This is a genomic window from Maritalea sp. YIW29, assembly GCF_057219265.1.
Window position 1 is genome coordinate 1,162,662 of sequence record NZ_JBXVVF010000001.1, and the last position, 23,387, is coordinate 1,186,048.

Annotated in this window: 25 protein-coding genes and 1 tRNA gene; 8 read left to right on the forward strand and 18 right to left on the reverse strand. The window is 49.5% G+C overall.

Going from position 1 to position 23,387, the window contains the following annotated elements; genetic code table 11:
* A complete protein-coding gene (locus tag AC2D8L_RS05650; RefSeq protein ID WP_484684459.1) occupies nt 1-1,260 on the forward strand; it encodes an O-antigen ligase family protein in 1,260 nt (419 codons plus the stop codon).
* 27 nt (nt 1,261-1,287) lie between these two features.
* Here the strand turns inward: AC2D8L_RS05650 and AC2D8L_RS05655 are convergent, their stop codons facing one another.
* Nucleotides 1,288-2,277 carry a phosphotransferase enzyme family protein gene (locus AC2D8L_RS05655; RefSeq protein ID WP_484684460.1) on the reverse strand — a complete coding sequence of 330 codons (990 nt, stop codon included), beginning with the start codon at nt 2,275-2,277 and terminating at the stop codon, nt 1,288-1,290.
* A gap of 147 nt (nt 2,278-2,424) precedes the next feature.
* Here AC2D8L_RS05655 and AC2D8L_RS05660 point away from each other — a divergent pair.
* Nucleotides 2,425-2,501 (forward strand) — tRNA-Pro (locus AC2D8L_RS05660).
* A gap of 596 nt (nt 2,502-3,097) precedes the next feature.
* On the opposite strand, the gene AC2D8L_RS05665 is transcribed toward AC2D8L_RS05660, so the two are convergent.
* The 6 genes from AC2D8L_RS05665 to AC2D8L_RS05690 all read right to left on the reverse strand — a co-directional run bounded on the left by AC2D8L_RS05665 (nt 3,098) and on the right by AC2D8L_RS05690 (nt 7,282).
* Complete coding sequence (locus tag AC2D8L_RS05665) at nt 3,098-3,562, reverse strand: MerR family transcriptional regulator (RefSeq protein WP_484684461.1); 465 nt, start codon at nt 3,560-3,562, stop codon at nt 3,098-3,100.
* Between the two features lie 36 nt (nt 3,563-3,598).
* Nucleotides 3,599-3,910, reverse strand: a complete 312-nt coding sequence (locus AC2D8L_RS05670) for an integration host factor subunit alpha (protein ID WP_484684462.1) — start codon at nt 3,908-3,910, stop codon at nt 3,599-3,601.
* Nucleotides 3,911-3,998: 88 nt separating this feature from the next.
* Nucleotides 3,999-4,973, reverse strand: coding sequence for a beta-ketoacyl-ACP synthase III (locus AC2D8L_RS05675; protein ID WP_484684463.1), 975 nt, complete (start codon nt 4,971-4,973; stop codon nt 3,999-4,001).
* Entirely contained in the window at nt 4,970-6,067 is a 1,098-nt protein-coding gene (gene plsX, locus AC2D8L_RS05680) for a phosphate acyltransferase PlsX (protein WP_484684464.1), read from the reverse strand. Before plsX ends, AC2D8L_RS05675 begins: the two co-directional genes overlap by 4 nt.
* A gap of 85 nt (nt 6,068-6,152) precedes the next feature.
* A complete protein-coding gene (locus tag AC2D8L_RS05685; RefSeq protein WP_484684465.1) occupies nt 6,153-6,716 on the reverse strand; it encodes a YceD family protein in 564 nt (187 codons plus the stop codon).
* Nucleotides 6,717-6,730: 14 nt separating this feature from the next.
* A complete protein-coding gene (locus AC2D8L_RS05690) occupies nt 6,731-7,282 on the reverse strand; it encodes a ubiquinol-cytochrome C chaperone family protein (RefSeq protein ID WP_484684466.1) in 552 nt (183 codons plus the stop codon).
* Between the two features lie 156 nt (nt 7,283-7,438).
* On the opposite strand from AC2D8L_RS05690, the gene AC2D8L_RS05695 reads away from it, so the two are divergent.
* Nucleotides 7,439-7,876 (forward strand): outer membrane protein assembly factor BamE, encoded by a 438-nt coding sequence (locus AC2D8L_RS05695; RefSeq protein ID WP_484684467.1) that lies wholly within the window; start codon nt 7,439-7,441, stop codon nt 7,874-7,876.
* A gap of 65 nt (nt 7,877-7,941) precedes the next feature.
* On the opposite strand, the gene AC2D8L_RS05700 is transcribed toward AC2D8L_RS05695, so the two are convergent.
* From AC2D8L_RS05700 to AC2D8L_RS05740, 9 genes are all read right to left on the reverse strand, one after another.
* Nucleotides 7,942-9,153, reverse strand: a complete 1,212-nt coding sequence (locus AC2D8L_RS05700) for an MFS transporter (RefSeq protein WP_484684468.1) — start codon at nt 9,151-9,153, stop codon at nt 7,942-7,944.
* Between the two features lie 15 nt (nt 9,154-9,168).
* A complete protein-coding gene (nusB, locus tag AC2D8L_RS05705) occupies nt 9,169-9,651 on the reverse strand; it encodes a transcription antitermination factor NusB (RefSeq protein WP_484684469.1) in 483 nt (160 codons plus the stop codon).
* A gap of 3 nt (nt 9,652-9,654) precedes the next feature.
* A complete protein-coding gene (locus AC2D8L_RS05710) occupies nt 9,655-10,107 on the reverse strand; it encodes a 6,7-dimethyl-8-ribityllumazine synthase (protein WP_484684470.1) in 453 nt (150 codons plus the stop codon).
* Nucleotides 10,108-10,317: 210 nt separating this feature from the next.
* Nucleotides 10,318-10,785 carry a transcriptional regulator NrdR gene (gene nrdR / locus AC2D8L_RS05715; protein WP_484684471.1) on the reverse strand — a complete coding sequence of 156 codons (468 nt, stop codon included), beginning with the start codon at nt 10,783-10,785 and terminating at the stop codon, nt 10,318-10,320.
* Between the two features lie 14 nt (nt 10,786-10,799).
* Nucleotides 10,800-12,086 (reverse strand): serine hydroxymethyltransferase, encoded by a 1,287-nt coding sequence (gene glyA, locus AC2D8L_RS05720; protein WP_484684472.1) that lies wholly within the window; start codon nt 12,084-12,086, stop codon nt 10,800-10,802.
* A gap of 96 nt (nt 12,087-12,182) precedes the next feature.
* On the reverse strand, nt 12,183-12,383 hold the full coding sequence (locus AC2D8L_RS05725) for a DUF6898 family protein (RefSeq protein ID WP_484684473.1): 201 nt from the start codon (nt 12,381-12,383) through the stop codon (nt 12,183-12,185).
* Between the two features lie 17 nt (nt 12,384-12,400).
* Entirely contained in the window at nt 12,401-13,603 is a 1,203-nt protein-coding gene (locus AC2D8L_RS05730; protein WP_484684474.1) for a L,D-transpeptidase family protein, read from the reverse strand.
* Nucleotides 13,604-13,878: 275 nt separating this feature from the next.
* Complete coding sequence (gene ldtR / locus AC2D8L_RS05735; RefSeq protein WP_484684475.1) at nt 13,879-14,388, reverse strand: transcriptional regulator LdtR; 510 nt, start codon at nt 14,386-14,388, stop codon at nt 13,879-13,881.
* 163 nt (nt 14,389-14,551) lie between these two features.
* Nucleotides 14,552-14,944, reverse strand: a complete 393-nt coding sequence (locus AC2D8L_RS05740; RefSeq protein WP_484684476.1) for a DUF6163 family protein — start codon at nt 14,942-14,944, stop codon at nt 14,552-14,554.
* A gap of 167 nt (nt 14,945-15,111) precedes the next feature.
* On the opposite strand from AC2D8L_RS05740, the gene hemB reads away from it, so the two are divergent.
* Nucleotides 15,112-16,125, forward strand: coding sequence for a porphobilinogen synthase (gene hemB, locus AC2D8L_RS05745; protein ID WP_484684477.1), 1,014 nt, complete (start codon nt 15,112-15,114; stop codon nt 16,123-16,125).
* Nucleotides 16,126-16,137: 12 nt separating this feature from the next.
* Here hemB and AC2D8L_RS05750 read toward each other — a convergent pair whose 3' ends face one another.
* Nucleotides 16,138-16,629, reverse strand: coding sequence for a 2TM domain-containing protein (locus AC2D8L_RS05750; protein ID WP_484684478.1), 492 nt, complete (start codon nt 16,627-16,629; stop codon nt 16,138-16,140).
* A 160-nt stretch (nt 16,630-16,789) separates the two neighbouring features.
* Here AC2D8L_RS05750 and AC2D8L_RS05755 point away from each other — a divergent pair, with 160 nt between their 5' ends.
* The 4 genes from AC2D8L_RS05755 to AC2D8L_RS05770 all read left to right on the forward strand — a co-directional run bounded on the left by AC2D8L_RS05755 (nt 16,790) and on the right by AC2D8L_RS05770 (nt 21,081).
* Nucleotides 16,790-17,344, forward strand: coding sequence for an RDD family protein (locus tag AC2D8L_RS05755; RefSeq protein ID WP_484684479.1), 555 nt, complete (start codon nt 16,790-16,792; stop codon nt 17,342-17,344).
* Nucleotides 17,345-17,432: 88 nt separating this feature from the next.
* Nucleotides 17,433-19,253, forward strand: a complete 1,821-nt coding sequence (locus AC2D8L_RS05760) for an SLC13 family permease (protein ID WP_484684480.1) — start codon at nt 17,433-17,435, stop codon at nt 19,251-19,253.
* Between the two features lie 54 nt (nt 19,254-19,307).
* A complete protein-coding gene (locus AC2D8L_RS05765; protein WP_484684481.1) occupies nt 19,308-20,066 on the forward strand; it encodes an arginyltransferase in 759 nt (252 codons plus the stop codon).
* Nucleotides 20,067-20,109: 43 nt separating this feature from the next.
* Nucleotides 20,110-21,081 (forward strand): endonuclease/exonuclease/phosphatase family protein, encoded by a 972-nt coding sequence (locus AC2D8L_RS05770; protein WP_484684482.1) that lies wholly within the window; start codon nt 20,110-20,112, stop codon nt 21,079-21,081.
* 10 nt (nt 21,082-21,091) lie between these two features.
* On the opposite strand, the gene parC is transcribed toward AC2D8L_RS05770, so the two are convergent.
* Nucleotides 21,092-23,338: a DNA topoisomerase IV subunit A gene (gene parC / locus AC2D8L_RS05775; protein WP_484684483.1), complete on the reverse strand. Its 2,247-nt coding sequence runs from the start codon at nt 23,336-23,338 to the stop codon at nt 21,092-21,094.
* Nucleotides 23,339-23,387: the final 49 nt, after the last annotated feature.

Consider the following 23,387-nt stretch of genomic DNA (forward strand, 5'->3'; position numbering starts at 1 on the left):
ATGGCAATTCAATCTGGTTTTGATCATCAAGGCATTAAAGTAAGCGGTGCGGCAATTGCCCATCGCTTAATGCTTATGCTGGTTCCCGTTTGGATTGTTGGCGGCGCATTTGTCTTTTTTGAACCCTCCCCCTATGAGGTTTTGTTCGCAGCCGTTTTCGGACTGGCGTTGATTGCTGGTATGCCGATAAGTCGGCGCACCAACAACTATCTGTTTGCGACATTATTGTTCATTCCACCTGCATTCGTCGCCATTTTGCAAATGCAATATTCAACGCTGGAAAAGGGCTTAATCTTCACCATCGTTACTGTGTTCTTGTTGCTGACGGGATATTTTGTCGCCAACTTTATCGCAGCAAAGCCGTTTGAACGGACCAGTTTGATCGTGAAAGCGTACATTGTGGCAGCAGTTTTTGCCGCGCTGGTTGGCACCTTGGCCTATTTGGGATTAATGCCGGGCAAAGACCTGTTTTTGCGATATGGTCGGGCCAAGGCGTTGTTTAAGGACCCCAATGTTTTTGGGCCATTTTTGATCCTGCCCGCGGCCTATTTGGTTCAACGCATTTTGCTCAGCAATCCACTTCGGATGATCGGCAATGCCACCTTGCTTGGCATCATAATTGTTGGCGTGTTCGTGTCATTTTCGCGGGGCGCTTGGGGGCATCTACTGCTGACGATGGCAATTGTCTTTACGCTGAATTTCGTGCTGGAGGCGACATCGCGTGAAAAACTTCGCATGATCGGATTAGCGATGTTTGGCGTGGTTTTACTGGCGCTTTCCATTTTGGGGTTGTTGATGATCCCGAGTGTGGCTGAACTGTTTACACAGCGCGCATCGCTCATCCAAAGCTATGATGGTGGCGAAACTGGCCGTTTTGGTCGGCAAGCTTGGGGATATGCCCTAGCGCTGAACAATCCACTGGGCATTGGGCCATGGCAGTTTGGCAACCTGCTGGTGACCGAGCAACCGCACAATACCTACCTCAAAATTTTCCTTGATTATGGCTGGTTAGGCGGCGGGGCTATTGTCTGGCTGATCCTGATGACGCTTTGGCGCGCTGTGGCCTCGCTTGCCATCCCCTCGCCCAACCGATTGCTGATGATCCCAGCGTTCGCAACATTTGTGCCGTTGATTTTGGAAGCGGCCATCATCGATATCGACCATTGGCGGCATTTCTTTTTGATCATGGGTATGATTTGGGGCATTTCGGCAGGCTATGATGTATTTAGCAAAAACCAACAATCACGCCAGCTTCCCTAGCTAGAATCTGCTAATTGGGTTCAGACCCTAGCCAAACTTTTGAAGAAACTTTTGTGCCAATACTGCGCCTCTTGGCACAAAATCATGGGCCAAGCTCTTGGCATATGGCGTTTCCGAATGGGAACCAATCCAAGCGGTGAGTGCCATGCGCCGCAGCATGATGAAGGTGTCAATTTCCGCTTCGTCCGTCGCTGAAAGTTGACGTTGTGTACGATAGCCCTTCAGCCAGGCTTGCTTTAATTTCGGAATCTCCGGGCTATCTTCAATAAATGAAATGGCTGCGGAAAAATCATAGAGATACCAGCAAAACCCACAATCGTCGAAGTCGATCAGCTTGATCTGGTTGCCATCAATCAAAAGGTTCGCCAAGCGCATATCTGCGTGGATCAACCCATATCGGTCGCTTTTGTCACCAAAAGCATTCAGGCGCTCGCGTAGCACTGCGTCTAGTTCTGAGAAAACGGCAAAGTGATCATCATTCATGCCCGGTGCCATGCGCCAGTCGCCCCATAGCCCGTCTTCATCCAGTATTGACTGGGCTGTCCATTTCAAGCGCTCAAAGCCAGCAGGTTGGCTCCATTGCTGGACATGATTATGGGATTTGGCAGCGAGAATGCCCAATTCAACAAATGACGCCTCAAGGTCATCTTCTGCGCTTGGTTCGGTGCCCTCTTCAAATTCAAACAGCACTAAATAGTGCTTTTGGTCGTCCGTTCCCACTTCGGCGGACTGAACCAACTGATTGTTCGAGCCAAAAAGCGCAACTGGCGTTTTGATCTGTGTGTCGTCCCGCAGTGCCTTGGCCCATGTGAGTTCGGACTGAATTGCAATTTTGCTATTGTATCCCGGACGATGGACGCGCAAAACTTTGCGTTCCCCAGCGGCATTGGTGATCAAGAAGGTGGCGTTTTCGGTGTGATTGATGAGTTTGAACTGGGCAGGCGAAAGATTTGGCCAGAGGGCCAACGCATGGCGCAGCTTTGTGCTTGAAATTCCGGTGTATTCAATCAAACTCATATTCACTCCAAAATCTGCGAGTTGAATGGCTAACCCAATTTTGGTGAGCTGTTAAGTCACAAATTTGGACAAATTTTCTTGTTTTAGGAAAAACGCTGTTGGCCCCGCTTGCGCATGGAAGCGAATTTAGATAACAAAGCCTGAGTTCGGGGTGTAGCGCAGCCTGGTAGCGCATCTGTCTGGGGGACAGAGGGTCGTCAGTTCAAATCTGGCCACTCCGACCATCACAATATCAATTGCTTGCAAACTAAAATTATGGGTAATGTGCTTTTATTTTTGGCACATTATGAATTCCCATGATCAAGTATTATTCGACATTGAGAAACTTCAATTCATTGCCCCGTGGCGCAACTACCTGCTGAAGACGCGTCATTATTTATGGCCAATATTGTTGTTCTGCAGCCTCATTTTGCTGTGTGGACTTTTGGATCAACAACGATTTAGCCACTATATTATCGGCTCCGTTGCCTTCATGGTTGCATTTCCTGTCGCCGCATTTGCGAGATCAAAGGTTCTGACCAACAACGCGCCGCTAATGATTGATCGAACAGGCATCTTGGCTAGAGGGTATCTGCACAATCATCAATTTGATTGGTCTGAGGTCGGTCGCCTTGAGGTTGCAAGTTCGTGGACTGCGTTAAACTTGGAACCCATAAAGTTCAATCTGTCGGTCTGCCTTCGGACCGGCAAACAAGTTCGATTGCTCACTCCGGCGCTTAGTCATGGTGAGCAAATGGCATTACACCAGATATTGCATGAACTTGCGAGAAAGCACAGTGTCAGCTTTGCCACTGACTACCCTTTGAACGAGGTTGTATGACTAGTTCAGCGGCTCTTCGGTCGCTTTATCCAATATACGTTTGCATTCCAAAAGTTCATGCAGCGCTTCGTTGAGCCGTGCGCGTGAATAGGTGTCAATTGTCGCGCCTGAAGTTGTGACTTCGGGGGCTGAAATTTGGGGGGCAGCGACGATTTCGTCACCTGTTCCCACCGGCGTTACAGCTTCTATCGCGCCTGTCTCACCAATCGTGATCACATGGCGCGCGCCGTTTTCTTTAAGGATTTTTTGAACGCCTTTAATCGTAAAGCCTTCATCATAGAGAAGAAAACGAATGCCGCGCAGCAATTGCACATCGTCGGGCCGATAATATCGCCGACCGCCGCCACGCTTTAGCGGTTTGATCTGCGAAAATCGCGTTTCCCAAAACCTCAACACGTGTTGAGGCAGGTCAAGTTCTTGTGCCGCTTCCGAAATAGTACGAAAAGCGTCAGGCGACTTTTCCAACGGTTCCACCCTTTGCTACTCTTAACGCAGCTATTGTTACTTTTTTGCGTTCAACATTTTGTCGTTGATTTTGGATTTCAAAACATTGCTTGGTTTGAACACCAAAACACGTCTTGGCAAAATCGGCACCTCTTCGCCGGTTTTGGGATTTCGGCCAATTCGCTCATTCTTGGATCTCACCAAAAATGATCCGAATGACGAGAGCTTAACGCTTTTACCTGCCACCAGTGAATCGCTCATCAAATCCAGTACGCGCTCGACCAAGTCCGAAGACTCTGCCCGCGATAGACCAACTTGCTGATACACCGCCTCACTAAGGTCAGCGCGTGTTAAAGTTTTTCCAGCCATATCCGCTCCGCAATGTATTTCAACATGTTACGAGCATAGATGCGACATTTCATCTGGTCAATGACTTAGAAGAAACGCCCAGTACGCCCTACCATCTTACGAGTGATGCACCCCACGTAAATCCACCACCCATCGCTTCCAGCATTACCAAATCGCCCTGTTTAATGCGTCCATCTTGCACGCCGATGCTTAACGCCATAGGCACTGAGGCCGCTGACGTGTTCGCGTGTTGGTCAACCGTAACGATAACTTTGTCAGCTGGAATTTTCAGTTTCTTGCCAGCACCGTCAATAATCCGCTTGTTTGCCTGATGCGGCACAAACCAATCCAATTCGCTTGGCTCTACGTCTGCTTTTTCAAACGCGCCCTCTACAACGTCAGAAATCATGCCAACCGCATGACGAAAGACTTCTCGGCCTTCCATACGCACAAAACCGACGGATTTTGTTAGAGATGGGCCGCCATCGACATAGAGTTTTTGCCAATGTTCACCGTTCGAGCGAAGGCAGTTTGACAATACGCCGCGATTATTTTCGCTATCGTTTGGCACTGCTTCGACAACCATTGCACCGGCTCCATCACCGAACAGCACGCACGTTGTGCGATCTTCCCAGTCTAGAAGGCGTGAGAAGGTCTCAGCGCCGATCACCAGGGCTTTGGTACCCAGACCATTCTTTAGGTAGCTATCAGCCGTCGCAACTGCATAAACGAATCCAGAGCAAACGGCCTGAATGTCAAACGCAGAACCCTGGGTGATGCCCAGTCTTTCTTGCACGAGCGCAGCGGTCGCGGGAAATGTACGGTCCGGCGTCGTCGTCGCCAAAATGATCAAATCAATTTCGCTGGCATCCATATTGGCTGCCGCCAAAGCATTTTTCGCTGCTTGCAATGCCAGATCAGATGTTTGCTCATCATCCCCAGCAATGTATCGTTGTTTGATGCCAGTGCGTTGAACGATCCATTCATCGGATGTGTCCACCGTTTTGGCCAATTCCGCGTTTGTGACGACGTTCTTGGGCAAATGATGCCCTACCCCACGAACAACTGTTTTTACACCACTCACGCTGACGCTACCTCATTATCGCTGTCGCCCTTGTCGATACCAGCATTACCCTCAATTTGGGCATCTGGAGCAGGCGCTTCAAATTGTTTCAAACCATCACCGATTTTGTCAATCAACCGGTTGTTCGCCATTTCATAGGCAACGCCGATGGCGCTCTTAAAGCCAACCTCGTCCGTGCCGCCATGGCTTTTAATCACAATGCCATTTACGCCCAAAAACACAGCCCCATTGACATTTCTGGGGTCCATTTTGTCGCGCAATGTCCTCAATCCGCCAGAGGCGATTAAGGCGCCAATTTTGGAAATCCAACTCTGGGTCAACGCATTGCGCAAATAAGTACCGACTTGTCTGGCGGTGCCCTCGGCGGTTTTTAGCGCAATATTTCCGGTAAACCCTTCAGTCACAACCACATCTACAGTGCCTTTGCCAATATCATCGCCTTCAACAAAGCCGTGATATTGATAGCCACAACCTGTGTGGGACCCAAGTTCCTTTGCAGCTTCTTTTACTGCATCAAGGCCTTTGACTTCTTCCGTTCCGACATTGAGCAAGCCAACTGTTGGCTCTTTCATATCGAACAAGGCGCGCGCCATTGCTGCGCCCAGAATTGAAAAATCGATAAGTTGTTTTGCGTCGCCACCAACTGTTGCGCCAACATCCAGAACAACAATCTCAGTACGCAATGTGGGCCAAACTGCAGCAAGCGCGGGGCGTGAAATACCTTCCATCGGGCGCAAGCAAAATGTTGCCATCGCCATCAATGCACCCGTATTGCCGCCTGAAATCGCTGCATCAGCCTCACCATCAGCAACAGATTGCAATGCGTTCCACATTGACGACTTACCGCGCCCTTTGCGCAAGGCCTGAGAGGGTTTTTCGTCCATCGAAACGACATTGTCGCAATGCCGAATCTCGGAAACCGCCTGCAAATCACTGTATTTTTGAAGCAAAGGTGCCAATTCATCTTCACGCCCGTGAAAGATGTAGCGGGTGTTTGGTCGCTCAAGAAGAGACATTTTCGCCCCTAAAAGGACGATCTCGGGACCATTGTCGCCGCCCATGGCGTCGACTGAAATTGTTATGTTTTTTGCCATATTCGCTTTGGTTTTTAGCAAAACTGCTCGACAGCTTAACTATGTAGAAGCCGCGTACAAGCTTTTTCGCACCTTTGTCGACCGATTAATCTAACTTCTTGAGTGCCGCGAGGGCAGCAAACGGCGATTTTTCTGATGGTTCTTCGTCAGTTTCCAGCTCAGGCAGCGCCGCACCGTCCTTTTTGGGATAGGGATTGATCGCCAACAAAAACTGCTCAAACACGAATTCGCTTAAGTCGATTGTGTCCTCGTTAAACCATTCATTATCCGCACTTGCTTCCAGATCAATAAAGACTTCGCCATTAGATGTTACATCCAGTTCGGGCTCTTCGCCGCGCAAAAAGATGCGTTTCATCTCAATGTCGATATTCTCATCAACCGGTTCAAGGGTTATCACACATGGTTGTTGCAATGATGCGACTAGTTTGCCTTTCGCCTCATAGCCACCCCGAATAGGTCGCAATTCAATTTGGCCAGCGAACTTTGAAACCTGAGAAGCTGGCGAATTTTGCGCAAGCCAATTGAGGGTCTCTTCGTCCGCATCAAACGAGTATGCTCGGCCTTCGACAGATATTTCATCAAGCCTTGCCACGATATCCAAAAGAAGTGTTAGGCCTTCAAGATGCTGGTCTTTTTTGTCGGTCATCATTTATTGCTCGTCATCTATTGCTTTGCCAGATAACTGGCCAATGATTGCTTCGGTGCCAAAAACTTAAGCGACCCTTGCAAAAATTCCGTTTGCTCTGCCAAATACCCAACCTGTCCGATTGTGTATTTTGCCAATTCTTCGGCACTTTTTGGGTTTTCTTCGTTATATAGGTTTCTGTCTAAAGCAGTGGTCAACCCGTCTATGTCCTTATCGTCGAGCGCGCCCTTTACAGCGCCCAACAGGCCATAAAATACCTCGCCCATTTTCTTGACCTTCTTGGGCACGGTGATGTCACCAACGCCCATTTCGCGCAAGGAGCGATCCATGTCTTTGAAGAATAGGTCAAAAAGAGATTGGGCAAACTTGCGCTGTTCCTCATCGCCTTTATGCAACCGATGGAAAACAAGCGACATATGTAAACAGATCATATCGAATCGACCGGTCACACTGTCAGCTATGTCATAGGATAAATAGAAATCTGGGTGCCGAGATTGTGCCACAATGATATTGTACGCAGCTAGCGCTGCTTCAGCATATGGGTCTTTTCTAAAGGGATTGAAAATCATTGGTTCGTCGTAGGTTCCGCTGCAGGTCGAATTTTTAAGTTCTATCTGTGACTTGCCATGTTACGACTTAGGCAGCTAAACAGATTTGGAATGCGCGTCTTTAGTTGCGCCGATTTGTCTTGTTAATAGAGTTTTTGTGAGAAAGCCAATTAAATGATGGTTATGCGTACTGCAATCCGCTTCTTTTCAGTTGTCAGTGTTTTGGCGGCAGCACTATTGCTATCCGGCTGTCTAACCCAACAACGCACCCAGGGTTATGATATTCCAGAGGATAGTTTAGCACAGGTTCGCCCTGGCGTTTCCAAGCAATTGGTTGAATTCGTTATGGGCTCTCCTCAGTCAAAGAACACATTTGGCGAGGAAGAAGCATATTATTATGTGGAAACCAAAGTTGAACAAACCGCTTTCGGAATGAAGAATATCAAAGACCGCACTGTTGTGGCGGTTTATTTCGATAAGAAAGACCGCGTCATCGACAAAGCCGTATATAAGCTGGAAGATGGAAAAGTGGTCGATACCGTATCACGCACAACACCTGGATTTGGCCAAGATCGTTCGTTCTTGCAACAGCTGCTTGGCTCGCTAAGCTTCTAGTTTTAAACGCATATTTGAAATGTGGGCGGGATGATCAGTTTTAGATCTTCCCGTCCTTTTTTTGTTTATTGAGCGCGAAGTTTGCGTTGGCGATAATCGCCCCAAGCCAACAGTGCCAAAGCCGCTGTGATCACCGGCAATACCATCACGTTAATTGACTGCCAGCCCAGTGTATTTAGTAAAACGCCTGAGCTAATCGAGGCCACGGCCATTGATCCAAACACAAGAGGTTCATTCAGGCCCTGCGCGGTGGATGCTTCTTCTGGACGATAGGCTTGGGACAACATTGTTGTTGAGCCAATGAAGCCAAAGTTCCACCCTACCCCAAGCATGATCAAAGCCGCGTCAAAATGCAGAACAGTGATTCCGTTCAAGTTGATCAATGCGCAAATGAGAATCAAAATCAGGCCAATGCCAACAGTTGCGTGGGTGCCAATGCGATTAATTATGTTGCCGGTGACCAAACTTGGCGCGAACATTGCGATAATATGCCACTGAATTGTCGTGGTCGCTTCTTCTGCAGAATGTCCGCATACGTGAACCATCGCCAAAGGCGCGGCAACCATCACAAATGTCATCAGTGCGTAGGAAACCATGCCGGTAACGACAGGAATTGCGATCTCTGGCACCTTTATCAATTCCATCGCGGAACGGCCCTTTGCGTCCCCTTCTTTCGGTTTCACGATTGGTGCCAGTTTTGTCTGCGACAAAAGAACAAATGCGCCGACGGATAAAACCGTAATAATCAAGAACGAGCCTGCAAATTCGACGCCACCGAGCCAATCTTTAGCGATGTAGGAAAGTCTTGGCCCAAAAAAGCCGGCAGCAACGCCGCCCAGTAATACCAAGGAGATAGCGCGCGCTTTCATCTCATCGGGTACACTATCCGCAATTGCAAAGCGATATTGTTGAGTAAAAGCTGCGCCCATACCGACAATTGAGAGCGCCAGTGCAAACAGAATGAAGGACGAAAACGCCACGGCAGACGCGGCTGCAACGCCCGCGATGGCGCTGACGGCTGCACCCAGCATGAACCCGTTTCTGCGCCCTAATCGATAAATAATCTTGGTCGCCGGTCCCGCCATAAGCGCCAGACCAATAATCATGGCCGTGGTGGGGAGTGTGGCTAGACTTTTGTCCGTCGCCAAATTTGCTGCGGTAAGCGCGCCAACTGCCATGATGACCGCTTGACTGGAGCCGCCAACCGCCTGGGTAAGAGCCAATAGCCCGATGTTTCGGCCCGCATGTTTTTGTTTATCAAATTCGGGCTCGATCATCTTTTTAGGCTCCGTCTATTTCAGTTCGTCTGGTCGAAAGATCTGCGCAATATTGTGCAAAACACCATTCACCATGGCCGGTTGGTCTTTTTCGAAGAATGCACGCGCAACGTCAACATATTCGGTGATGACAACACGTACAGGAACGTCTTTTTTGAAAAGCAATTCAAACGCTGCAGAACGCAGGATCGCTCTAAGTGTACTATCGATTCTAGTGACGGGCCAACCTTCAACCAGTGAATTGTCGATAATTGGATCAATCTTGAGCTGTTGTTCTTTGACGCCCTTTAGAATTTGGCCGAAATAGTCTTTATCTGCGGGAAGATATTCTTCCCCCTCAACTTCCTTGCCCAAATAAAACATATCAAACTGCGTCAAAGTCGCCTCAAGTGAGGTTCGGCCAATATCCATTTGATAAAGCGCTTGCACTGCTGCCAATCGCGCAGCACCGCGCTGGTTGGCCTGTCCGGGCGAACGTTGTTGTTTGTCTTCGCTCATCTCTTACAATCCAAACTTCTTTTTCACTTCGATCATGGCAAGAGCCGCATTTGCGGCTTCAGCGCCTTTATTCATGTCGACCCGATTAGCAAAGGTCGACGCATGATCCAGACTATCCGCGACAAATATACCATTGCCCAAGGCTAACCCCTCAGACGTTACCATGCTCATAATTGCCCGCGAAGTTTCACTGGCAACGATATCGTATTGGCCTGTCGGATCACGTACAATGGCGCCGAGCAGCACATAGGCATCATAAATGTCCGCGTCGGCAACTTCGGCACCAATAAGCGCCATCGAGATCGCACTTGGAATTTCAAGCACGCTTGGCACACCCACCCGGGTGACTTCCGCACTTGCATCATCCAAGACTTGTGTCGCCCCAGCGACCAGTTCATCTGAAACATGTGGGTGGTCACGCGCCTCAACAAGCAAAATATGCGGCTTATCTGACATTGTTGTCCTTAAACCGCGACTTGGCGGGCTTTGTGCATAGCAATCAAGCAGGCTGCATATCGTGCTAGATGATCAATTTCAATGTTTATCTCGCCACACCTTGATTGCGACGCAGCAGAGAACACATTTCGAACTGAAATGGGCACAGCAATCAGCTTGGTTTTGATGGTAACTTCTCGAACCCGGCAAATAGATAGAATAGTTACGCGATCACTCGTCGTCGCTGCTGCCTGTATCAAGCTGTGACAGGAATGATTTGAAATCGTCCGCCTTGGAGAAGTTTTTGTAGACCGAGGCAAACCGAACAAAAGCGACGTCGTCGAGCTCCTTGAGGCCTTCCATAACGAGTTGACCAATTTGCTCGGACGTAATTTCAGTTTCGCCAATACTTTCAAGCCGACGCACTACACCAGAAATCATCCGGTCTGCAGCTTCTGCGTCGACTTCGCGTTTGCGTAGCGCCGTTTTGATTGATCGTGTGAGCTTTTCGCGATCAAAAGGCACCTTGCGGCCAGATTTCTTGCTAACAATCAATTCACGCAATTGCACCCGTTCAAACGTGGTGAACCGCCCACCGCACGCCGAACAAACTCGACGGCGACGGATCGCGTTGGAATCCTCGGTAGGCCGAGAATCCTTAACTTGCGTGTCATGATTTCCGCAATATGGGCAGCGCATGGTGCCTCCGGGGCTTAATCTGCGTAAATCGGGTGCGAATCTGTCAGCAGTTTTACTTGCTCACGTACACCAGCTTCAACGCTTGCATTGCCCTCTTCGCCATTTTTGGAAAGCCCATCGACAACCTCAACGATTAACTCGCCAACCGTTTTAAAGCTTTCCGTGCAGAAACCACGTGAGGTCGCAGCAGGCGTGCCCACGCGAATACCTGACGTCACAAAAGGTTTTTCCGGATCAAACGGAATAGCGTTTTTGTTGCAGGTGATGTGCGCACGTTCCAGCGCAGCCTCAGTTGCCTTGCCGGTAACGCCCTTTGGACGCAGATCAACAAGCATCAAGTGGTTGTCTGTTCCGCCTGATGCAATATCCAGCCCGCCTTTAACCAGCGCGTCTGACATGCTCTGCGCATTGTCGACAACTTTGGTGATATACTCTTTAAAGTCATCTGTTAAAGCTTCGCCAAAAGCTACTGCTTTTGCAGCGATAACATGCATCAACGGACCACCCTGGATGCCCGGGAAGATCGCTGAGTTGAACTTCTTGGCAAGGGCTTCATCGTTCGTCAAAATCATGCCGCCACGTGGTCCACGCAACGTTTTGTGCGTTGTTGTGGTTGCAACATGTGCATGTGGGAACGGGCTTGGGTATTTACCGCCAGCCACAAGGCCAGCAACGTGGGCCATATCCACCATGAAATAGGCGCCTACTTCGTCTGCAATTTCACGGAATGCAGCAAAATCTAGGAACCGCGAATAAGCGGAAAAGCCGGCAATGATGAGCTTAGGTTTATGTTCCCTAGCCAAGTCACGCACTTGGTCCATGTCGCAAAGACCGTCTTGCTTGCGCACGCCGTAATGGACAGCGTTAAACCATTTACCAGATTGGTTTGGGCGCGCACCGTGGGTCAAGTGGCCGCCTGCATCAAGGCTCATGCCCAGAATGGTGTCTCCAGGCTGGATCAGCGCTTGGAACACGCCTTGGTTGGCTTGGGAGCCAGAATTCGGCTGTACGTTGGCGTATTCGCAATCAAACAGTTGTTTTGCACGCTCAATGGCCAAGTTTTCAACCACATCAACATGCTGACAGCCGCCATAATAGCGTTTGCCGGGATAACCTTCAGCATATTTGTTGGTCAGGACCGTGCCCTGCGCCTGAATAACTGCTTTTGAGACGATATTCTCAGAAGCAATTAGTTCGATTTCAGTTTGCTGACGCTTAAGTTCAGCATCAATTGCCCGCGCAACATCTGGATCGACATCTGCCAGCGAATCGGAAAAGAAATTTGGAAAAATTTTGGTCATGGAAAATCCTCGCGATTATAACGACCTATTTCGGTGAGGACGGCTTATCATAGAGAATTGGGGAAACCAAGTCACCTAAAGTTCAATTGGTTCGCGTTAGGAATTCGCTTGAGCGAGCTTTCGCTTAAGTTTGCCCAGCGCCAACTGCCGCATATGCTGTTGTGTTGCTTGAATTGGCGCAATTGCCATCACTTCAGTGCCCGTTTTTTCGTGAATGGCAGCGACGCGCACTTGTCCACCCATTTGAACAAACTCGAAATAAACTGTCCCAATTGGAGTGACGTCACGCTCTTTCATGATCGAATCTGTAGCTCTTAATCGTCTGCCAATGCAACCCGGCCCTGCGCATCATACTGATAGATGTCTTCACGGAATGAGACTACACCTTCACGATTTGCCCAAGCTGTTATGTAAGTTGTGATAATCGGCACTGGCTTCTTGATGGAGACGTCTAGACGCTCGCCGGAAGCAAATGTGGCATCCACCGCGTTTTGGTCCCACTCCTCGTTGCTTTGCAGCAACCAAGAAACGAGTTGATCAACGCCTTCTACGCGAACGCAACCGGATGAATGGAAACGACGATTTTGGCCAAAAAGCGATTTTTGCGGCGTGTCATGCAGATATACCGAATGTTTGTTGTGAAAGTTGATTTTCACATGGCCCATGGAGTTTTCGGCACCGGGTTCCTGACGGAATGAATATTGAACCGCTTCTTCCGTTTTCCAATCGATAAGGCTCGGCTCAAGCTCTTCACCATTGCCGTCATAAATTTTGATCTGGAAATTGGCCAAATATTGCGGGTCATCATTCATATATTTAATGATGTCGCGACGAATAATGCTCTTTGGAACATGCCAATAGGGATTGAAGTTGATTTGGTGAACTTTGGACTTCAAAATTGGTGTTGGGCGGTCAATTCGGCCCACAATCGCTGTGTGCCGACGTTCGACGGTTCCATTTGACACGGCTTCAATGGATGCTGCTGGGATGTTCACAACAATATATTGATCTTCCAGCGCAGGTACCAAGTCCTGCACACGTGCTTGATTCAATCGAAGCTGTTTGATTTTTTCTTCCACCGGAACATTCATCGTAATGAGCGTTTCCTGATCGATAACACCTGTTAGACGCAAACCGTGACGGGCCTGAAACAGACGCACAGCTGCATCAACAGCCTCGTCAAACTCGTCAGATAGGCGCAAACTTGGGTCCAAATCGCCAGACGCCATTAAACGCCGGCGGATGCCACGGACATGGCCTTGGCTTTTACCAAGCTTCAATCCATAGGAGCCGCGGGAGACTTCTTGCCAACCGCCGGTTGCGGCGATTGCTTCATATTTTTGGATTGCGAGTTGCAGATTATATGCGGTGTCGTAGGAAAGGACGGGCTCGATTGTATCGATAGCCTCTTGTGCAGAACTAACACTGTCTTGTGCACTCATAGGTGACACACCAATTGATAGTGCAAAAATTGCACCTGCAAACAATTTTACAGCGTTTTGTTTCAAAATTTCCATGCCCAACATGCCCCAACTACGGCTTACAATTCGATAGCGGCGTGTTTACCACTACAATCACAAAGCCTCAACCGATGATTAACATCGTTTGAACTATTGAGTGTTTAAGGCGTCAATATGTCGTTTGCAGTTTTATTGAATTGCCAAACTGATAATCTGAAAAAACAATTACAACAAAACGACGAAGTTGAATGGCGGCGATGGGCCGCGCCATGTCTCCACAAAAGAAACTGGCGCAGCCGCGTGCTTAACCAAACAGATTTCGTGTCGCGTTCTTAAAGTTTATATAGGATTTGATCGACCCAGAAGCGCTCAAGACGCGCAAGCGCCGTGTTCAGGCCTTCAAATTCTGTTTCAGATAATCCACCGACTTGGGAAATTGACTTCAGGTGACGGTCATAAAGTTCGTCAATCACTTCAGCCACTTCTTCGCCCTTCGGCGTCAGGCGAATGCGAACCGATCGACGGTCAGCCTTTGAACGCTCTTGAAAGATATATCCTGTATCAACCAGCTTTTTCAGATTGTAGGAAACATTTGATCCCAGATAGTAGCCGCGCGAACGCAGTTCACCTGCTGTTAGTTCACTATCGCCAATGTTAAACATCATAATTGCCTGGACAGGATTAATGTCATCCCAACCCATACGGTCGAACTCATCTTTAACAAGATCGAGCAAACGACGATGAAGGCGCTCAACGCGAGATACTGCTTCTAGGTAACTGGGCTTTAATTTTGGCCCATCATCAGGCAAATGTGCCTGCACTTTCATAGTATTGATTGTCATAATTGCCTCACTGTTTTGGTCGCACGATTTTTCGTGTCTATGAGGGCAAATTAGCGAATGGGCGATAAGATCAGTTTAAGATACAGGCTTAAGAATATCTTACTGAAAAAATTGGCATTTTTAGCTTTCTCAATTCTTAATCCCGTTCAGGATTTCCTAACCTTCACAAGTGGTTTACGTGCTGTATCTTGTTGATAGAACGCCAAATGAGAAGTCCGATGGAGGACGCAAACAGTAGGATACTTAGCCCAAACCCAACAGGCGAAAGCATAATATTCACGAGGCCCGACGTCATAACGAACATCTCGATCATGGAAGAAAACAACAGCAAAAAGGCACCCCATGTGGCGTATGCCCAGAGCCCTACTGCGGCGAAAAGCCTTAGCAATGCGACCACAGACAGGACAGCAAATGCTGCTTGACCAAATTGCTCCACAGGGCTTGGGGAATTTGCAGAAACGCCCATAGCGCTGAAGGCATTTATGAGACCGACCGCAAGACTGACGCCGCCAACAATGCGTGCAACTATGCGAATCCGTCGGGCTGAAAATGCCATTACTTTAGTTTCCTTTTTATAGCTGCATACCCAAACCAACCCGCTCGTGGCAAGGTGCCGCAGCAATAATGCGTAAATTTTGCTGGACCATTGTTTCAAGTTAAGTTCCAAATGCGTCAAGCAATTTAAGATTCCAATTAAGTATCCAAATCGGGAAAACGTGGCATATGACAGAGAATTTTGAGCGGGTAAATATGGATTTTCTAGCCGGACGCCGCCTGCGCCGCTCCCGTCAATTTGGTTGGAGCCGCGATATGGTGCGCGAAACAAGCGTGCAACCCAGCGATTTGATCTGGCCACTCTTTGTTATAGATGGCGATAATGAACGTCAGGCCGTCAAATCTATGCCGGGTGTTGACCGCCTTACAATCGACTTGGCAGTTCAAGCCGCCAAGGAAGCATCTGCGCTTGGCGTCCCTGCCCTTGCTCTGTTTCCTAATACACCAGCTGGCGCACGAACTGAAAATGGCGCAGAAAGCTACAATCCGGACAATCTAATGTGCCGTGCCTTATCGGCAATCAAGTCTGCGGTCCCTGAGATTGGATTAATTGCTGACGTGGCGTTGGACCCGTACACCACTCACGGTCATGACGGCCTACTTGATGGCGAGCGCATTCTAAACGATGAAAGCGTCGAAGTGCTGATAAAACAGTCGCTCAATCAAGTGCGCGCGGGCGCTGATATTATTGCGCCGTCCGATATGATGGATGGACGCATTGGCGCAATTCGTGAAGCGTTGGACAGCGAAGGGCACCAAAATACTATGCTCCTGTCCTATGCCGCCAAATATGCTTCGGCATTCTATGGTCCGTTTCGCGAGGCTGTTGGCTCAGGCTCTCGCCTCAAAGGTGACAAGAAGACTTATCAGCTGGAACCTTTTAATCGCGAAGAGGCGATGCGGGAAGTTGAACAAGATATTTTGGAAGCCGCAGATTGGATCATGGTGAAACCGGGCATGCCGTACCTAGATATCGTGCGGGAAATCAAAACCCGTTTTGAGGTTCCAGTTTTTGCGTACCAGGTTTCTGGTGAATATGCGCAGATTGAATTTGCAGCCCAAGCCGGTGCAATTGATCGACAGGCAGCGATGGTGGAAAGCTTGATCGCCTTCAAACGCGCAGGATGTTCGGGCATATTGACCTACTTCGCCAAGGATATGGCAGAATTGCTCAGTGGCTAAAGCCTGCTTCGGTTAGCGTTTGAGCTGTTCGAGACGCTTTTTGAATTGCTTTTGTTCCCATTCGGCACCAAGCATATTGAACGTGTCGAACACAAACAATGCATGCAACGCAATCGCAAGGGACCAACCAGCAACGACTGCAAAGACCCACCAGACATCGGGTGAGATATAGAAATTGAGCAAAATCAGGCATGGAATAACCACAGCCGCAGTAATCCAATTCATGTGGAAAATTTTCAGGCTCGCGACATAATCCAACGCCTGCTGTTCCAATGGATCTTGGGCTTTGGGATCTTCACCGGAGAGTGGGTTTGGTTGCATGTCTTGCTCCTTTGTCAACTCGGCGACCGAAACATTGAATGTGGCGGCGAGACATTTAAGTGTTTCAAGCGTAGCCTTTGACCCATTTTCCACCCGCTGGACCGTGCGGATGCTAACACCAGCATGTTCTGCAAGTTGTTCTTGGGTCCACCCGAGTGCCGTTCTTCGATCTTGAATTGTCATTCTGTTTCTCAGCTATTGGAGCGCTAGTGGTAGTGAAGATATAGCAGCTTGAACACGTCGCAAACCTGTCAGCAATATGACTTTGCGCCGACAATTGACATGTTAGTACTTGTTCGCGATGAATTTTGAACCATCTATTCGTTATAGATGGAGACGAGCAATGCCAACAGATACATTCGGACTGAATATGAGAGACGACCTGCCCACACCTGACACCTCCCCCGAACTTTTCGAGGGCGTATTGAAGCGCAGGGTTTTGGCGTTCATGATCGACAGTGTCATTTTGGTCACGGCGATTGCCGTTTCATCGGTTGTTTTGGGCATTTTGGGTGTCCTAACCTTCGGCATAGCATGGCTCGGCTACATCATTTTGGTGCCGGGTATTCTGTTTGCCTATTATGTGATCACACTTGGTTCCCCAGCTAGAGCAACGGTCGGCATGCAAGTTATGGACATCGTGCTTACACCTACCCGTTCGCGCACGTTGGACGGCGGATTAGCTGTGTTGCACCCCATCGCTGGCTGGATTGCGCAATCCCTGTCGCCTCTGGTTTTCTTCATCCCTTTATTCACCAAACGCCGTCAGATGTTGCATGACCTTGTGGTTGGCACATTGATGGTTCGTCGCTCCCCAATGGAACGTTTCTGGCAGGATGAAGCTCGCCAATATGATGAAACGGGCACCGCATCTAGCAATGTGCGCTGGGACGATTAGCGGTAAATGACATCAAAATTGTTGATTTTGGTGGTTTTCGGCTAAATTGCGCTTGGAGCTCGGCGAGCTAGGCGGCAATGTGTCGAGCATGGTTGCACAAATTTTAAGCGCTGATTCTTTAGCCATGTGGGCAAGTTTTGCGGTGATTGCTATCGCAATCGTCCTATTTGCAACAGAACTTGTTTCTTTAGAATTGGTTGCTCTTGGCGCAATTGTTCTGCTGATGGCCATCGGCTTGTTGGCCCCCGATTCTGGATTGCAAACAGAAGAGTTGCTGTCTGGATTTTCCAATCCCTCGTTGCTGACTATCCTTGCCTTACTGGTTATTGGCCAAGCTTTGTTTCAAACCGATGCGCTTGGCGGCTTAACGAAGACGTTCGAACGGATTTGGCCTCGTCATCCGCAGCGGGTGATCCCGATTGTACTTATCATCGCCTGCATCGCCAGCGCATTCATCAACAACACACCGGTTGTTGTGATGTTTATTCCTCTACTGACGGCTGTTGCCGCGCGGCGGAAATTGCCAACACCCAAAATCATGATGCCGCTCAGTTTCATCTCCATTCTTGGCGGCATGACGACCCTTATCGGCTCTTCGACTAACCTTTTGGCGGCCGGCATTGCCGTTGGCGCAGGGGTCCAGGGGCTCGATTTCTTTGCTTTCACCGTGCCTGGCGCAGTAATGGCATTCGTGGGGGGCCTATATGTTTTGTTTATTATGCCCAAACTGTTGCCAAGTGCCGTAAATGCAGACGGGCAAGAGGTTCAACAGCGCAATCTGCAGTTCATTTCAGAAATTCGCCTCTATGACGGGCACCCGCTAATTGGGGAGAAAACTGTCGCAGGCATGTTCCCAAAAATCACTACCATGACCGTGCGGACCGTCATTCGCGGTTATGAGCGCTATTTGCCGCCGTTTGACGACATCACCCTGCGGACAGGTGATGTGCTCATTCTCGCCGCCACGCGGGAAAAGCTGACAGATGCGCTTAAGGAATGGCGGGCATTTGATACCCCGCTTAAACCCGGCTCAGACGAAGGAACCTCCGATCATGGCGTCGTGATGTGCGAAGCGCTGGTGCAGCCGGGCTCTCGCCTTATCAATAATGGTATCGATCAACGTGGTTTTCTTGCCCAGCATGGATGTTTGATTTTGGGTGTTGAAAGGCGCAGTCGGATGCCTCGAGAATCGTTGTCTGACATCCGTCTGGAAGCTGGTGACGTCTTGCTGATCGCCGGTCCTGCTGATCGCATCAACAAAATGCGCGGCTTGCAAGACATTGTCGTGATTGAGTGGAGCGCTTCTGAACTACGTCCGCACCGCTTTGCGTTTAGAGCACAAATGGTATTTCTGGGCACGGTCGTCGCCATCGCGACAGGATTTGTGCCGATTGTATTTGCGGCAATCGCAGGTGCGTTCGGCATGTTGGCGACAGGCTGTTTGAACGTGCGCCAAGCGACACGTGCGATTGACCGCCGGATCATATTGCTTGTCGGCTCCGCAATTGCGATGTCCGGCGCGCTTGAGGCCACCGGAGGGGCCCAATTGCTTGCGGATTGGGCCGTTGGCAGTTTGGGCAATGTCACGCCGTCGCTGGTGATGGCAATAATCTTCATCATCGTCGCGATTTTAACGAACGTGTTGAGCAACAACGCGACAGCAGTTTTGTTCACCCCAATTGCGATTTCGACGGCACAGAGTTTAGGCGTTGACCCACTGCCCTTTGTTGTCGCAGTAATTCTTGGCGCAAACGCGTCTTTTGCGTCCCCGATTGGCTACCAAACCAACTTATTGGTGATGGGGCCGGGACATTATCGCTTTAAGCACTATTTCATCGCTGGTGTGCCGCTTATCCTTTTGGTTTGGATAACATTTAGCATAGTTGCGCCATGGTACTATGGGGTCTAAACTCGCCTAGAGGAAGCAATGAGGACGGCTGGGAAACCAGCAAGCAGACACCCGATGACTGAGCATAGCCCGTCAGATCTGCAGTTTTATTTGACGGCGGAAACGCCCTGCCCCTATTTGCCTGCAAAATTCGAAAGAAAGCTGTTCACGCATCTTTCGGGCAAACGGGCTGGTGACTTGCATGACATGTTGAGCCTGCATGGCTTTAGGCGCAGTCAAAACATTGCTTATCGCCCGGCATGTGAAGGCTGCAATGCTTGCCAATCCGCACGCGTGTTGGTCGATGAGTTTGACCGCAACGCCAATCAGCGCCGAATTTGGCGCAAAAACACCGACATCGTAGGCACGTCTGTGGAACCGATCGCGACGCAAGAACAATATGCATTGTTCAAACGATATTTGAAAACACGCCATCAGAATGGTGGCATGTCTGAAATGTCTCACATCGACTATGAATTCATGTTGGAAGACACGCCCGTTCAATCGATGGTCGTCGAATACCGTGAGCGCACTGATTTGGACGAAGACGACGGACCGTTAATCGGCGTGGCCTTAACGGACATGCTGCCAGATGGCATTTCCATGGTCTATAGTTTCTTTGATCCAGATGCGCATCGTCGCAGCCTTGGTCGGTTTATGGTGTTGGATCAAATCGAACGTTCGCGTCGATTAGGATTGCCATTCCTATATTTGGGATATTGGGTCAAAAATTCGCCTAAAATGGCTTATAAAAGTTCATTTCAACCGTTGGAAGTTCTCGGAAACGGGGATCGCTGGCAATTATTAGACCATGCCCCAACTGGGCTAAAGTGAGACTGTTTCGCCCGTGATCATCAAGGGATTAAAGCCCGTCTTTTTGTTCTTGTTTTCAAGCGGTGCGTTTTTTGTTTCGTTGGCAGCGATAGCTGGCTTTCTCGCTTTTGCGTTTTGGCCGTTGGATGTCTTCAACCATTTCCAACCGATCATTTTTCCGCTCACATTGATCTTGTTTATGGTTTCAGCGATTTTTGCCCACCGCCAACCATTTCGTGGTCTGATGCTGAGTTTAAGTGCGACAGGCTTTATTGCATCAAGCCTTGTGATTGTCCCTGAAATTGTCGGCGCGATGCGACAGGTGCCTCAGGTGAATGAGGCCGAAAATTCTAAACGCCTAATGACGTTTAATATTTACGCGAAGAATAATGACATCGACGGACTATTTGCCAGCATCAAGGCTGAGGACCCGGACATTTTGCTTTTGCAGGAATATTGGCGTTGGCATCGCGGCGAGTTGGAAAGCCGCTTAACAGCACAATATCCACATAGCGTGCATTGCCAAGGCGGGAAGCGATCTTTCCTCGGGATCTACTCCAAACTGCCGCTAAAAGAATTAGAGGGGCACAATTGCATCGACAGGCTCAGCGCGCAGCAACGCACGTCAACAATCGCAGTTCAAGTTTTGGATGAGATTCCGTTTAACGTGATAACTACCCATTTTGACTGGCCAATTCCCGCTGACCGACAGCGCGAACAGATGCAAATCGTAAAAGATGTGATTATCGCACAGAGCGGCCCCACGCTATTTGGCGGGGATTTTAACTCAACTCCATTTTCGTATGAGTTTAAGAACCTCGTCGCCCAGAGCAAACTTGATCGCGCTGTTTGGCTGCTGCCGACTTGGCCAGCCCCGCCAACCTACCCGATCCCCATGCCGCCATGGCTACAGTTGGATCATATTTTGACCTCTAAACACGTCAAAACCGCCAATTGGCACCGGGGCGCAAATGGCGGCTCTGATCATTATCCGTTGGTCATCGACTTTCAAGTCAGCGCTGACGCTGCAAATTAGGATCCAGACTCTAGCCCTTGAACTTATTGTTGCGCGGGAAGCCAGTTGGCGGTTGTCGGCCCGCTTGGGCCCGTTCGCCGCGCCATTCGAGGAGTTCGTCGCCCTTTTTGGTGTAGGTGCGACCAGAACTATCCGTCCATGTAAGTCCCTCTTCAGCGTTAAAGAGCTTAACATCGGAAACGCCACCATCTTTATAGCGCTGCAAACGAACGCCTTTTCCGCGTCCCATTTCTGGCAATTGATCCCTTGGGAACACCAAGAGCTTGCGGTTTTGACCGATCACAGCGACCGTATCACCTTCCGCTTTTACAAAAATCTTGGCTTCTTGTTCGCCCGAGACATTGAGCACCTGTTTGCCTTTGCGGGTATTGGCGATCATTGCTTCTTCTTCAACAACAAACCCGTTGCCGATATCAGATGCTATCATGCGTTTTGTCCCGGGCACATGGACGCAAAGATCAAGAATGTCGGCGCTTTCTTCCAGATCCACCAAAATGCGAACCGGTTCACCATGCCCTCGCCCTCCTGGCAATTTGTCGGCCAATAGCGTGAACACCTTGCCGTTGGTTGCCACCAGCAATAATTTGTCGGTGGTTTGAGCGTGCGACCATGTCTTAATTCTATCGTCGGTCTTGAATGTTAGCCCGTCAATATCGGTTGTGTGGCCTTTAAGTGCTCTAATCCAACCTTTTTCCGATAGGATGATCGTCACCGGCTCGCGTTCGATCATAGCCGTTTGGATATCTTCCAAATTAGCCTCTGGAGCGTCTTCGAAAGTTGTGCGACGACGACCGATTTCAGTATCTTGGCCGTAGGCTTTACGAAGCTCCCTGATCTGTGTCGCAATCACTTGCCATTGTTGAATATCGGAGCCCAAAAGCTCCTCGATTTTCGCCTTTTCGAGAGTCAGCTCATCAAATTCGGTACGAATTTCAACTTCTTCGAGTTTGCGCAAAGCCCGCAAACGCATGTTGAGAATGGCTTCAGCTTGCACATCATTTAGGTTGAATGCTCCCATTAGCGACGTCTTGGCATTGTCCTCTTCACGGATAATGCGGATGACTTCATCCAAGTTGAGATAGGCAATCAAATAGCCGCCAAGAACATTCAGGCGATGTTCAATGTGACGCAATCTGTGATTTGAGCGCCTAACCAGCACTTCTTTGCGGTGCTCAAGCCATTCGCGCAGTGTGTCGCCAAGGCCAAGCACTTTGGGTACCGCGCCTTTGGTCAATACGTTTAGGTTCAGCGAAATCCGGCTCTCAAGGTCCGTAAGCTTGAACATGGACTCCATCAACAAGATGGGGTCAACAACCCGCGATTTTGGCTCCAACACCAAACGAACATTTTCGTCCGATTCATCCCGGACGTCGCGCAATAGTGGCAAGCGTTTCGCAATCAACAGGTCAGCAATCTTCTCGACCAACCGCGCTTTTGGAACCTGGTAGGGAATTTCAGTGATGACGATTTGATAGCCGCCACGACCTGTATCTTCGGTTTCCCATCGCGCACGGCATCTAAACGCCCCACGACCTGTTTCATAGGCGTTGATAATCGATTGTTCGCCATCCACCAATATACCGCCAGTCGGGAAATCCGGGCCTTTAACGTAATTGACCAAAGTCTCCGTGCGGGCATTTGGTGTTTTAATCAGATGAAGCGCCGCATCGCACAATTCAGCAACATTGTGTGGCGGGATAGACGTCGCCATGCCCACAGCAATGCCGTTTGACCCATTGGCCAAAAGATTGGGGAAGTTGGCAGGCAAAACGACCGGCTCGTTATCTTCGCCATCGTAGGTGTCCCGGAAATCAACCGCGTCTTCGGTGATGCCTTCGAGCAGGCGTGCCGCGACGTCGGTTAGTCGTGCTTCGGTGTACCGCATCGCCGCCGCGCTATCGCCATCGATATTGCCAAAATTTCCTTGGCCATCGGCAAGCGGGTAACGAACCGCAAAATCCTGCGCCAAACGCACGAGCGCGTCATAAACGGATTGGTCACCGTGCGGGTGGAATTTACCAATTACGTCGCCAACAACACGAGAAGACTTTTTGTATCCCTGCCCCGGCTCCAACTTAAGCAACCGCATGGCGTGCAATATTCGCCTGTGAACAGGTTTAAGCCCATCCCGAACGTCTGGCAGAGCACGTTGGGTAATGGTCGACAGCGCATAGTTTAAATAGCGCTCTTCAAGCGCTGATTTGAGTTTTAGAACTGGTAGATCACCACTGTCGTCTGGGGGCCGCTGATCGCCCATAGATTGCCTCGTTACTATTTAGATACGGATCTGGTGAATCGAATCACTC

Bases quoted from the DNA above. Each gene is read 5' to 3' on its own strand.
- AC2D8L_RS05765 (WP_484684481.1), top strand. From the start codon at position 19,308: ATGACTGAGCATAGCCCGTCAGATCTGCAGTTTTATTTGACGGCGGAA.
- AC2D8L_RS05655 (WP_484684460.1), bottom strand. From the start codon at position 2,277: ATGAGTTTGATTGAATACACCGGAATTTCAAGCACAAAGCTGCGCCAT.
- AC2D8L_RS05750 (WP_484684478.1), bottom strand. From the start codon at position 16,629: ATGACAATTCAAGATCGAAGAACGGCACTCGGGTGGACCCAAGAACAA.
- ldtR (WP_484684475.1), bottom strand. From the start codon at position 14,388: ATGACAATCAATACTATGAAAGTGCAGGCACATTTGCCTGATGATGGG.
- nrdR (WP_484684471.1), bottom strand. From the start codon at position 10,785: ATGCGCTGCCCATATTGCGGAAATCATGACACGCAAGTTAAGGATTCT.
- AC2D8L_RS05685 (WP_484684465.1), bottom strand. From the start codon at position 6,716: ATGATGACCGACAAAAAAGACCAGCATCTTGAAGGCCTAACACTTCTT.
- AC2D8L_RS05700 (WP_484684468.1), bottom strand. From the start codon at position 9,153: ATGATCGAGCCCGAATTTGATAAACAAAAACATGCGGGCCGAAACATC.
- glyA (WP_484684472.1), bottom strand. From the start codon at position 12,086: ATGACCAAAATTTTTCCAAATTTCTTTTCCGATTCGCTGGCAGATGTC.
- AC2D8L_RS05670 (WP_484684462.1), bottom strand. From the start codon at position 3,910: ATGGCTGGAAAAACTTTAACACGCGCTGACCTTAGTGAGGCGGTGTAT.
- parC (WP_484684483.1), bottom strand. From the start codon at position 23,338: ATGGGCGATCAGCGGCCCCCAGACGACAGTGGTGATCTACCAGTTCTA.
- AC2D8L_RS05695 (WP_484684467.1), top strand. From the start codon at position 7,439: ATGGTTATGCGTACTGCAATCCGCTTCTTTTCAGTTGTCAGTGTTTTG.
- AC2D8L_RS05725 (WP_484684473.1), bottom strand. From the start codon at position 12,383: ATGAAAGAGCGTGACGTCACTCCAATTGGGACAGTTTATTTCGAGTTT.
- hemB (WP_484684477.1), top strand. From the start codon at position 15,112: ATGACAGAGAATTTTGAGCGGGTAAATATGGATTTTCTAGCCGGACGC.
- AC2D8L_RS05740 (WP_484684476.1), bottom strand. From the start codon at position 14,944: ATGGCATTTTCAGCCCGACGGATTCGCATAGTTGCACGCATTGTTGGC.
- AC2D8L_RS05710 (WP_484684470.1), bottom strand. From the start codon at position 10,107: ATGTCAGATAAGCCGCATATTTTGCTTGTTGAGGCGCGTGACCACCCA.
- AC2D8L_RS05760 (WP_484684480.1), top strand. From the start codon at position 17,433: ATGGTTGCACAAATTTTAAGCGCTGATTCTTTAGCCATGTGGGCAAGT.
- AC2D8L_RS05650 (WP_484684459.1), top strand. From the start codon at position 1: ATGGCAATTCAATCTGGTTTTGATCATCAAGGCATTAAAGTAAGCGGT.
- AC2D8L_RS05755 (WP_484684479.1), top strand. From the start codon at position 16,790: ATGCCAACAGATACATTCGGACTGAATATGAGAGACGACCTGCCCACA.
- nusB (WP_484684469.1), bottom strand. From the start codon at position 9,651: ATGAGCGAAGACAAACAACAACGTTCGCCCGGACAGGCCAACCAGCGC.
- AC2D8L_RS05690 (WP_484684466.1), bottom strand. From the start codon at position 7,282: ATGATTTTCAATCCCTTTAGAAAAGACCCATATGCTGAAGCAGCGCTA.
- AC2D8L_RS05730 (WP_484684474.1), bottom strand. From the start codon at position 13,603: ATGGAAATTTTGAAACAAAACGCTGTAAAATTGTTTGCAGGTGCAATT.
- plsX (WP_484684464.1), bottom strand. From the start codon at position 6,067: ATGGCAAAAAACATAACAATTTCAGTCGACGCCATGGGCGGCGACAAT.